Here is a 9989-nt window from a genome sequence, read left to right as displayed (position 1 = left end):
CCCGAAGAACAGTCGCAGCTGCAGGCCCTGTGCGGCCAAGCCGCGCCGGCCGGCCCGGCGGCCCCCCTGCCGGCGCCGGCGCTGGCGCCGGCACCGGCGGGCGCCGGCCCGAACGAACCCTTGAGTGCGCGCGAGCACGAGGTGCTGGCCCTGCTGGCCGCGGGCGAGAGCAACAAGCTCATCGCGCGCCGGCTGGAGCTGAGCCCGCACACCGTCAAGCGCCATGTCGCCAACATCCTGGGCAAGCTGGGGGTGGATTCGCGCGGCCAGGCGGCGGCGCGCTTTCACGCCGGGCTCTGAACCGCCCCCGCACCCTGCACACCGTCCCCGGCGGCCGCGCCCATGCCGACGCGCGGCGCGCGCTGCACGCGGCGGCCGTTGCTCACTGCGCTACCAGCACGCGCGCGGGCGTCACCAGCGCGGTGCGAAAGCCCAGGCGCTCGTAGAGGCGGATGGCGCTGGCGTGGTTGCAGCGCACATGCAGGAAGGGCAGCTCACCGCGCGCGCGCTGGCGCTGCACCAGCTCGTGCACCAGCGCCGAGGCCAGGCCGCGGCCGCGGGCGTCGGGGTGCGTGGCCACGCTGGCGATCTCGCGGTAGGGCCCGGCAAACAGGCGCTCGCAGGCCATCGCCACCAGCCGGCCCTGGGCGTCCCGCAGGCCCAGGCTGTCGCCCAGCTGCAGGCCCTCCGGGCCGAAGGGGCCGGGCGCGGCGGCCTGCACCAGGGCCTGCACCTCGGCCGCCTGCGCGGGGCCCAGGCGCTCGAAGGCCAGGCCGGCATGGGCCGGGTCGACCACGGGCAGGGGCCCCTGCCACACCATGCGCGCCAACGCGGTTTCCGACTCCAGCCGCCAGCCCTCGGCCGGCAGCGCGCCGGCCCAGCCGTCGCAGAACAGGCGCTCGCCCGCGCTGGCGTGGCTGCGCAGCGCGCCCAGCTCGGGCCGGTGCGGGTCGGCAAAGCCCATCAGCGCGGCAAAGCCCGGCCGATAGCGGCGCGCCTGGCCGGTGCCCAGCGCATGCGCGGCATGCGGGCCAGCCAGGGCGGCCCAGGTGATGTTGGCAAGCAGGTCGGTGTTCATGCGGCGGCTCCCGTGCATCGGTTCAGGGCTGGCTGGCCACAGGGGCTGCAGGCGGCAACGGGTCGGGCACCTGGTTGCGGATGGGCGGGATGGTGCGCAGGTAGGCATAGATGGCCTTCAGGTCGGCGTCCGTCATCTGGCTGTAGACGGGGATGGGCATGGGCGGCAGCACCGGGCGGCCGCGGCCCAGGTGGCGGCCGGTGCGGATGGTCTGGATGAAGTCCTTCTCCGTCCAGCGGCCCAGGCCGGTCTCGGGGTCGGGCGTCAGGTTGGCGGTGAAGCTGGTGCCCCAGGGGCCGACCCAGGCCGTCATGGTGTCGCTGGCCACCGTCATCCACGAACCGGTGAGCGCCGGCGCCGGGCTGAGCTGGGTGCCCTGCGGGTGGCCGGAGTAGAGCCGGCTCATGTCCGGCTCCGGGCCGTTGGGGCCCATCTTCAGCGGCGTGTGGCAGTCCATGCAGGCCGAGGTCTTCATCAGGTAGGCGCCGCGCAGCACCTGGGCGGTGCTGACCTTGGGGGCCTTGGCGGTGGGCGGGTTGCCCTGAGCCAGGGTGGGGCCAGTCAGGCTGAGCAGCAGGGCGGAAAGCAGGGAAGTGAGGGGTGCAAAGCGGGTCATGCGGGAACTCCAGAACGGCAGGAACAACATGGCTTCATGCTCGGGCGAAGGCTGGGGTGGCACATCGCCCGAGCGAGCCATCAGCGCGGCGGCGAGGAGCCATCGCGGGCCATGGCTCTTTCATTTGCCCAGGCGCGCAGCAGGGCCAGGCCTGCCGGGTCGATGTGCCGGGTGCCCAGCGGCGGCATCTGCACATAGGGGTTGCGCGTGCCCATGCGGCGCAGCACCTCGTCCAGGTGGGGCGCTGGGGGTGCGGGGCGCTCCACATCCAGGGCCAGGCGGAGCGGGCGCGGTACGCCGGTGCTGTGGTGGCAATGCGCGCAGTTGGCGTGCAGATAGCCGCGCGCGGCACGCTCCACCGCCGTGGCGCCCGGCACGGACGGTGGTGCCGTGCGCCAGCGCGCCGGCGCGTGGGCGATCAGGCCGGCCTGCATGAAGGCCGGCAGCTGCGGCCCCAGTTGCAGTGCGCTGAAGCCCAATACCGGGCTGCGCGCATCGGCATGGCAGGCCAGGCAGTCGCCGGTGGAGGGGAAGTCATAACGCCCGCCCGGTGCGACGGCCAGCGCCACCGTCTCGCCCGCGGGGCGCACGCGCTCGGCGTCCCGCCCATCGGGCCGCCAGCGGTAGCTGGCATAGGCCCAGCCGCGCGCCGTGCGCTCCATGAAGCGCGTCTCCACCGCCACCCCGCCGTGGCGGAACTCCTTCCACAGCCGGGTGCCAACCGGGAACTGCCAGGCGTCGGGCTGGCGGGCGTCCACCCGGGTGCCGGGCGGCAGGCGGATCCAGCGCTGCTTGTCGGCGCCGTCGGACCACAGCACATGCTGCGGCGTGAAGGGCCGCACCCCCGGGGCGGGTTGCTGGGTGCCGGGGGCCCAAAGGCCGGTCTGGCTGAGCAGGGCTGGGGGTTCGGCCTGGGCGGGCAAGGCCAGCAGCGAATGGCCGATGAGCAGCAGGATGAGGAGCAGGTGGCGCATGCCGGCCATGGTGCGCAGCGGGCGCCAGGCGGGCATCGCCTGCATGGGCCATGGGCGAGGTGCCGAGGAGCCATGGGTGGAGCCAAGTCGGGAGATGCCGGGCTCCTCCAACTGGGCGCTCGCGTGGGTCTTCGCGAGCCGGTAGGCTGCGTCCGCTTTTCGCGGGCTTTTAGTGGCAGTTGACGCTGAGCTGATACCGATGAAACATCATTCGGATCAACCACTTGCAGGATCGATAGGAGACCTTCTTATGCAGCACCATGCGGTCTTATCCGGCGGCGGCTGTCGCCCTAGAACACGTTGTGCAGCGGCTAATGGAGCAGTTTTTGGTCTGCGTGCCGCAGTTGGAAACGGCGCGTCGCGCGAAACTCGGACGAGCGTTTCGGACGGCCGGTTCGCGCGCGAGTGAGGCAGCCCGGCCAAGCAGTTCAACGGCTGGCGTGTAGAACAGAAGATTCGGGGGGAGTGGTTTGCAAACAATGGCCTGCTTCCAGGAAACGCCTGCCGCCCTTGTTGGCGCTCAGCGGCTTGCGCCGTCGTCAGGCGCTTGCGCCCTTCGCCTGTCCGTGCCTTCGGCTACACGGGCTCTGCACAACCAGTCGTTGCAGCCGACCCGCGCCAGCTGCGCTGGCTCGGTCGGCTGAACTCCAACGTTGGGCGTCATGAAGAGAGTCATTGCCACTGCAATCTCTGCTGTCGGAGCGTCTTTTGCGCCAGCAACTATTTTCATATTGGTATTGGCGCTCACGGACCCATATCTGACAATTAGGAACGCGATTTTTTACTTTGTTTGTGCGGCAGTAGTGTCGGCGGCACATGTTATTTTCCTTGGGTTGCCAATCTGCGTGGCACTGCAAAGAGCGGGACGCTTCAACAAAACATCGGTTGTTTCAGCTGGCTTTGCAGTCGGAGCACTCCCAATATTGCTGCTCTTTGCAATTCAAGCCGCACAGCAGTCCAAAGAGCTCTCACTTTTTCCCGCATTCGCCACTACAGGTATCGGCGGATTGCTCGGCGCAGCGAGCGCGGGCTGTTTTTATTGCGTACTGGTGACTCTTCGGCGCACCTGCACATGACGCCCAACCCTTCATTGCAGCGGACCTGCGCCAGCTGCGCTGGCTGGTCCGCTGAATTCAAACGTTGGGCATCATGAATCGCGCTGAAGCCGTCGCCGAACTAAAGGATCTCTGGGCTGCTCTCAGTGCGGATCAAGACGCCGCAGTGGCGTATGGCAAACAGAGCAACACTCCCTATGCGCAGCGCGCCCTCATTCGTGCGAACTTCGCTCTCATGGAAGGGCTTTCATATCAACTTCGCGCAGTAACCTTAGCCTCCCTTCAAGCAACCGAGTTTTTGACTGAAAGCGAACTCGCATTGCTACGTGAAGAGCGCTACACGATCAACGAGAAGGGTGAGCCACAGACCAAGGAGAGTTTCCTGCGCTTTCCCGAAAGTCTTCTGTTTTCTATTCGCATGTACGTCCGCAATCACGGTGCGGCCTTTGAGCCTGATATCAAGAGTTCAGGGTGGCAGGCTATGCGCAAGGCTGCAAAGGTAAGAAATCGAGTAACCCATCCTAAGTCTGCCGCCTCATTGGCATTAAGCAATCAAGACCTAGCTGTTATTCAAGAAGCGGCAGCATGGTGGAAGGCCACCATGCTCTCAATGTTTGCGGCCTGTAGTGAAGCTGATCAATATTGGCAAAAGCAACTGAGCAATGAAGAAGCGTGATGCCCAACCCTTCATTGCAGCGGACCTGCGCCAGCTGCGCTGGCTGGTCCGCTGAATTCAAACGTTAGCCATCTTTGCCAATTCGACCGGCGTCGTTCGATACAGCGGCAGAACAACTTGCGCCGCATCTCGTCAATCTACCCGGCAAGCTCATCGCAATAGATGGCCGGGACGGTTCTGGAAAAACGACGCTTGGTCGTTTCCTGGCTTGGTACTTCAACGTCGCCCTCGTCGAGACAGATCTTTTCTTGCTCCAGGGCGCGGGCTTGGCTTACCACACCGACCAAATTGAGCGACTTATCGCCCAGCGCCTCGCAGTACCTCGCCCAGTAATTGTTGAGGGGATTGCCGTCCTCAAAACCCTTCACTCCATTGGCCGCAAGCCAGACTTGCTGGTATACGTCACAAATACGAAGAATCGCGGCAGTGACTCCTTCGCCAAAATATTCTCCGAGTACGAAACTGCATTCTCACCACGATCAGTCGCTCACGTGTCGATCGAGTTGGGCCACTGAGACGGCTAACTAATCATTCAAGCCGAAGTGCCTCTGGCACGCGGCTTAACTCAGGAGTTGACTGAACGTCGTTTTGCGGCGCCGGTCACCTGGCGTCCTTGACCGACCCAGACCAGCTCCCCTGGCTGACTCATTGAATCCACCCGCCAGAGAAACCAAATGCAGTTTGCGCGTCAACGGAATGCATCCACCCCCGAGGAGCGCCTGGCGCGTTGGGCGCTGGGCTTTCTCAGCAGCTCGCTGGTGATGTTCTTCGCATTCATGGCGCTGGCGCTCACCCTCGCCATGAAGTCCGCCTGGCCGCCGCTGCTGGTGGCTTGCCTGGGCATTTATGCGGGGCAGTTCCGTTACCTGGGTGCCATTGGCCGGTTTTCGGCGCGTCAGCGCCTGTGGATCTGGCAGTTGTCTCTGCTCGGGCATCTGCTGATGTTTGCGCTGGCCTTCTATTTCCTGGGCGAGCCGACACTCGCGCTGGTGGTTTTGCTGCCCGAGACGGCCAGTGCCGCCTTGCATCCGGCGGGTGCTGTGCTTGCACTCAAGGCCTGGCGGGCGGCCCAAGCGGCCTGACGGGGTCCCGCCGCGGATCGGCGCTCGTGAGGGAGCCGTGGGGGTGGCGAATTCCCCATGGGCCAGCCGAAGGCCTGCTCGTCGGGAATCCAGCGGCCCCAACAGCGGGATGGGCGAGCCCCTCGCCCCGAGGTAGAAACGCCCCACCCATGCTCGCCCTCCAAGCCGACATCACCACCCTGGCCGTTGACGCCATCGTCAACGCCGCCAACAGCCGCTTGCTGGGCGGCGGCGGGGTGGACGGGGCGATCCACCGGGCGGCGGGGCCGGAGCTGCTGGAGGCCTGCCGCCAGCTCGGCGGCTGCCACACCGGGCAGGCCAAGGCCACGCCGGGCTTTCGGCTGCCGGCGCGCTGGGTCATCCACACGGTGGGGCCGGTGTGGCAGGGCGGGCTGGCGGGGGAGGACGAGTTGCTGGCCAGCTGCTACCGCGAAAGCCTGCGCGTGGCGCGCGAACTGGGCGCGCGCTCGGTGGCCTTCCCCTGCATCAGCACCGGCATCTACCGCTTTCCGCCGGCGCGGGCGGCGGCCATCGCGGTGGGCACGGTGCGCGGGCATGCCAAGGGCCTGGAGGTGCAGTTCTGCTGCTTCGGTGCCGAGGACCTGGCGCTGTACCGGGCCCTGCTGAGCGCCCTGCCGCAGCGCACCGGTTGAAGGCACCGCCTTCGGGGGGCCTTGCGGAAGGCCCGCAGGCGCGCGGGGCGGCGCCGGGCGCACACTTGCCTCCACTTCCGCCGTTGCCGCCCGCCCCGCCGTGAACCGCCGCCTCGCCCTGCTCCTGCCGCTCTTGCTCGCCGGCCTGGCCGGCCCGGGCCAGGCGCAGCCGGCCGGGCCGCAGATGCCGCCACGCGAGCTGCATTACTTCGACATCCCGCCGATGAGCTTTGCCGATGCCAAGGGCCAGCCGGCGGGCACCCTGTTGGAGCGGCTGCGCCAGGCCTGGCCGGCGAGTTTGGAGATGCCGCCGCTGCGCCTGGCGCCGCTGAAGCGTTCGCTGCACGACATCCTGAACCGGCGCGAACCGATCTGCCTGGTGGGCGTGTTCATGACGCCCGAGCGCGCCGCGCAGGCCTGGTTCTCGAACCCGATCTTTCGGGAGTCGCCCTCGGTGTTCATCGCCACGCGGGCGCTGGCCGAACGGCTCAAGCAGTACCCGAGCGCGCAGGCCTTGGTGACGGACCGCAGCCAGCGCCTGCTGCTGACGGACGGTGCCTCCTACGGGCCGCTGGACGAATGGATCCAGCAGCGCGGGCCGGTGGTGCTGCGCGTGGCTGCGCCGCCGCCGCGCCAGCTGCACATGCTGCTGCGCGGCCATGCCGAGTTCATGTTCAGCGACGAGCACCAGGCGGTGCAGATGCTGAAGGAGCTGGGCCCCGAGGGCCAGGCGCTGGAGTGGTTCGTGCTGCCCGGCATGGTGGCGCCGCCCACCCGCCACGTGATGTGCCAGCGCGACCTGGACCCGCAGTGGCTGCGGGCCCTGGACGCCGGGCTCTCCCAGCTCGAGCTCAGCGCCCCAGCAGGCCCTTGAGCACGTCGGTGACCTTGGGTTTCTTGACCTCGGGGGCCGGTTGCTGCTCGCCCTGCGTGGGCATCTGCACGCCCAGCATGCCCATGTAGGTGGACTTGGTGCGCACGCGCGCGGCCCATTGCGGCTCCCAGGCCTGCTTGGGGTCCGTGGGGCGGGGCGGGTAGGCCACCGCCTGCTCGGGCCCGTAGGCGCTCATGCGCAGCATGCCCGCGCCCCCTTCGGCGCCCTGGCCAAAGATGCCGCCGGGGATGGCGCATTCGGTGACGCTGGGCTGCAGCAGCACCTTGTCCTTCAGCAGCTGGGTGATGCCGCCGGGGGTCTGGTAGTCGTGCAGGGCGAAGCCGGTGTCGGGCAGCTCGGAGCTGCTCCACAGCACCATCTCGGCCTCGTCGCGGGCCGCGCCGGGCTTGGCGCCCATGGCGCTCAGGAAGTAGGCGCGCGCATGCGGCAGCTGCTCCCAACGCACCTGGGTGGCGCCCTCAGCGCCCGGGCTGCGCTGGGGCTTGAGCGGAGCCATGAAGTCCACCTCGGGGCGCAGCTCGAACTTGAAGCCTTCCGGGATGCCCTGGCCGCTGAAGCCATGCTCGCCATTCAGGCTGGCGCCGGCGGGCACCTTGCGGTCGTCCTGCTTGTTCGGCCAGGCGGGCACGCCGGGTTGGCTGCGCGCGCCCTTGGGCGTGTTGCCGCGCGCCACCATGATGCGCTGCACGTCCTCCAGGTTCATGTTGGCGAAGTCGAGCACGCGCGGCTGGCCGGCGCGCACCTTCTCGCCGCAGCCCCAGTACAGCAGCAGCTTGCCCTTGGGCTTTTCGTACTTGGGCTCGCTGGGCTCGTCGTCGCGCACCGGCTCGGGCGGCTTCTCGGCCACGGGCTGCGGGGCGATGAGCTGCAGCGTGGGGCTGAGCTGCGAGGCCGGTGGCACCGCCTGCAGGGCCTCGCTCAAGCCCGGGTTGGCGCGCGTGTGCACGCTCACGTCCAGGTACTGGCCGGCGGCCGAGAAGCCCATGCTCTGGGTCTGGCCGAACACATTGCCGCGGCTCTGGTCGCCCTTCTTGCCGAACAGGCTGCCGAGGCTGGGCATGCCGCCGCCCATCATCTGGGCGATGCCGGGCATGTCGCTGTGGTGGGTGGCCAGGTCCAGCCAGGCCTGGGCCACCGGCGGCTTCACCACCTGGGCGGGTTTGCTGGTTTGGGCGGCGGCCAGCGCGGGGGCCAGCAGCAGCAGGGCGGCGGAAAGGGGACGCAGGGTGGGCATGGTGGTTTCCGTTGGCTGGGCTGAGGCTGCGGGTGTAGCAAGTCAGGGCAGCGAGAGCAAGCGCATGGGTCAGGGGATGCGCAAACAGGGTGGAGCGAATTGTTCTGGCGCCGGGGCCCGGCCGCATGGGCCATACGGGCCATTCACGCGCGGGCCCGCGCTTTCCAGAATGCGCCGCTTCCACCCGCGCGGCGGGCCTGCGTCACTCCCCATGGCTTCACCATGATTCGCCAAACCTTCCTCAGAAACCTCGCGGCCTTGACCCTGCTGGCCGCCACCGCCCCCCTGTGCCTGGCCCGCGAGCCGGGCGATGGTGACGACACCAGCGAGCACCCGGAGATCAAGCGCTTCCCGGGCTTCTTCCTGGACAACAGCCAGCAGTTCGACTACCAGGAGTTCGAGTTCGCGCTCAGCGCCGAGCGCAGCGAAACCAAGGCCGGGCGCTTCTGGTTCGTGGACTACTGCCTGCGCGACGGCGCGCGCCAGCCCAGCACCATCGAGCTGATCCGCAACTACGAGAACGCCTTCCGCCGCCTGGGTGGTGCGCTGGTCTACCGCAATGACTACGGCGCCGTGTACCGCATGAGCGGCCCGGGCGGCGGTGAGCGCTGGGTGCACATGAATGTGGACCATGGCGGTTCGCGCTACCAGCTGACCATCGTCGAGGTGGCGGCCATGCAGCAGAAGCTCGAATTCAACGCCAGCGAGATGGCGCAGGCGCTCAAGACGCAGGGCAATGTGGCGCTGTACGGCCTGCAGTTCGACACCGGCCGCGCCACCCTGCAGCCCGGTGCCGAACCCCTGCTGGCCGAGGTGCTGGCGCTGCTGAAGGGCGACCCCAAGCTGCGCCTGTCGATCGAGGGGCACACCGACAACGTGGGCGACGCCAAGGCCAACCTGACGCTTTCGCAGCAGCGCGCGCAGACCGTGGTGGCCTACCTGGTGCAGCGCGGCGTGGCCGCCGCGCGCCTGCGCGCCGTGGGCCAGGGCAGCCAGGTGCCGGTGGCCGACAACCGCACCGAGGCCGGCCGCGCCAAGAACCGGCGCGTGGAGTTGGTGCGGCTGTAGTGCGGAGCTGCAGGCTGATGGGGCTGGCTGTGTAAGGGGTTGGCTCGCTTTCGTGAGAGCCCGTGGGGTCTTCAACCCCACACCCCGACCCGCATTTCTTTGCTGCGCCAAAGAAACGCGGGGCAAAGAAAGGCGCCAACCCACACAGTCGCCCTAGGGGCGAACTGTGATGGCGGTGCTTGGGCTCAGACTGACACGAGCCCTCATCTGACTGCGACGGTCAGGACGACGAAGGCGCCCGGGGTACCGGTCGTCCCGGGCACCGCAGACCATCACCCTCGGCGCTCCGAAGAAAAGACCCCCAACCAGCGCAATTGCCTACTCGACGCTCGTTGGGGGTCCATTCATCGCAGAGAGCCCGCGATGGTTTGCGGTGGTCTAGTCGGCCGGTACTCCGGCCAGCTTAGCGGGCAGGTTTTCGCAGGCAGAGGAGGGCTGTGGGAGCCATGTGAACCAGCCGTGCAGTCGCGGCCGGCCCGAGGCCGGCTGCGTGCATTCAGCGCCTTTCTTTGCCCCGCGTTTCTTTGGCGCAGTGTTCGGAACCGGGACATAGGTAACGGGTGTTCCGGGACATGGGTAACGCTTTCGAGGTGTTTGAGCCTCTGGAAGAAGCCCATGGTTTGGACGGAGAAGAGCATCGTGTCCCAGCGTCAGGAGT

12 protein-coding genes are annotated in these 9989 nt (G+C 68.0%); 8 read left to right on the top strand and 4 right to left on the bottom strand.

From position 1 onward, the window contains the following. Positions 1-300 (top strand): response regulator transcription factor (locus I7X39_RS22840; protein ID WP_198113676.1); only part of this gene is annotated, 300 nt, incomplete at its 5' end. Positions 301-382: 82 nt separating this feature from the next. On the opposite strand, the gene I7X39_RS22835 is transcribed toward I7X39_RS22840, so the two are convergent. From I7X39_RS22835 to I7X39_RS22825, 3 genes are all read right to left on the bottom strand, one after another. After that, a complete protein-coding gene (locus I7X39_RS22835; RefSeq protein WP_198113675.1) occupies positions 383-1078 on the bottom strand; it encodes a GNAT family N-acetyltransferase in 696 nt (231 codons plus the stop codon). Positions 1079-1100: 22 nt separating this feature from the next. Then, positions 1101-1694, bottom strand: a complete 594-nt coding sequence (locus I7X39_RS22830) for a c-type cytochrome (protein ID WP_198113674.1) — start codon at positions 1692-1694, stop codon at positions 1101-1103. Positions 1695-1774: 80 nt separating this feature from the next. Further along, positions 1775-2713, bottom strand: coding sequence for a hypothetical protein (locus I7X39_RS22825; protein WP_198113673.1), 939 nt, complete (start codon positions 2711-2713; stop codon positions 1775-1777). Positions 2714-3330: 617 nt separating this feature from the next. Here I7X39_RS22825 and I7X39_RS22820 point away from each other — a divergent pair. The 6 genes from I7X39_RS22820 to I7X39_RS22795 all read left to right on the top strand — a co-directional run bounded on the left by I7X39_RS22820 (position 3331) and on the right by I7X39_RS22795 (position 7008). Beyond that, entirely contained in the window at positions 3331-3744 is a 414-nt protein-coding gene (locus tag I7X39_RS22820) for a hypothetical protein (RefSeq protein WP_198113672.1), read from the top strand. Between the two features lie 73 nt (positions 3745-3817). After that, complete coding sequence (locus tag I7X39_RS22815; protein WP_198113671.1) at positions 3818-4399, top strand: hypothetical protein; 582 nt, start codon at positions 3818-3820, stop codon at positions 4397-4399. Between the two features lie 74 nt (positions 4400-4473). Next, entirely contained in the window at positions 4474-4914 is a 441-nt protein-coding gene (locus I7X39_RS22810) for a hypothetical protein (RefSeq protein WP_198113670.1), read from the top strand. Positions 4915-5073: 159 nt separating this feature from the next. Then, positions 5074-5481, top strand: coding sequence for a hypothetical protein (locus I7X39_RS22805; RefSeq protein ID WP_198113669.1), 408 nt, complete (start codon positions 5074-5076; stop codon positions 5479-5481). A 149-nt stretch (positions 5482-5630) separates the two neighbouring features. After that, on the top strand, positions 5631-6134 hold the full coding sequence (locus I7X39_RS22800) for an O-acetyl-ADP-ribose deacetylase (protein WP_198113668.1): 504 nt from the start codon (positions 5631-5633) through the stop codon (positions 6132-6134). A 100-nt stretch (positions 6135-6234) separates the two neighbouring features. After that, the gene (locus I7X39_RS22795; RefSeq protein WP_198113667.1) at positions 6235-7008 is read left to right on the top strand and encodes a transporter substrate-binding domain-containing protein; all 774 of its coding nucleotides are present in this window, start codon (positions 6235-6237) and stop codon (positions 7006-7008) included. Here I7X39_RS22795 and I7X39_RS22790 read toward each other — a convergent pair. Then, a complete protein-coding gene (locus tag I7X39_RS22790) occupies positions 6986-8263 on the bottom strand; it encodes a hypothetical protein (RefSeq protein WP_198113666.1) in 1278 nt (425 codons plus the stop codon). The two genes, I7X39_RS22795 and I7X39_RS22790, sit on opposite strands and share 23 nt — an antisense overlap. Before the next feature lie 222 nt (positions 8264-8485). Here I7X39_RS22790 and I7X39_RS22785 point away from each other — a divergent pair, with 222 nt between their 5' ends. Further along, the gene (locus I7X39_RS22785) at positions 8486-9331 is read left to right on the top strand and encodes an OmpA family protein (protein WP_198113665.1); all 846 of its coding nucleotides are present in this window, start codon (positions 8486-8488) and stop codon (positions 9329-9331) included. The last annotated feature ends 658 nt before the right edge of the window (positions 9332-9989 follow it).

The sequence above is a fragment of the Inhella proteolytica genome, from assembly GCF_016093275.1.
Taxonomy (GTDB): domain Bacteria; phylum Pseudomonadota; class Gammaproteobacteria; order Burkholderiales; family Burkholderiaceae_C; genus Inhella; species Inhella proteolytica.
The sequence above is the reverse complement of the archived record's forward strand: the minus strand, read 5'-3'. Positions and strand labels throughout refer to the sequence as shown.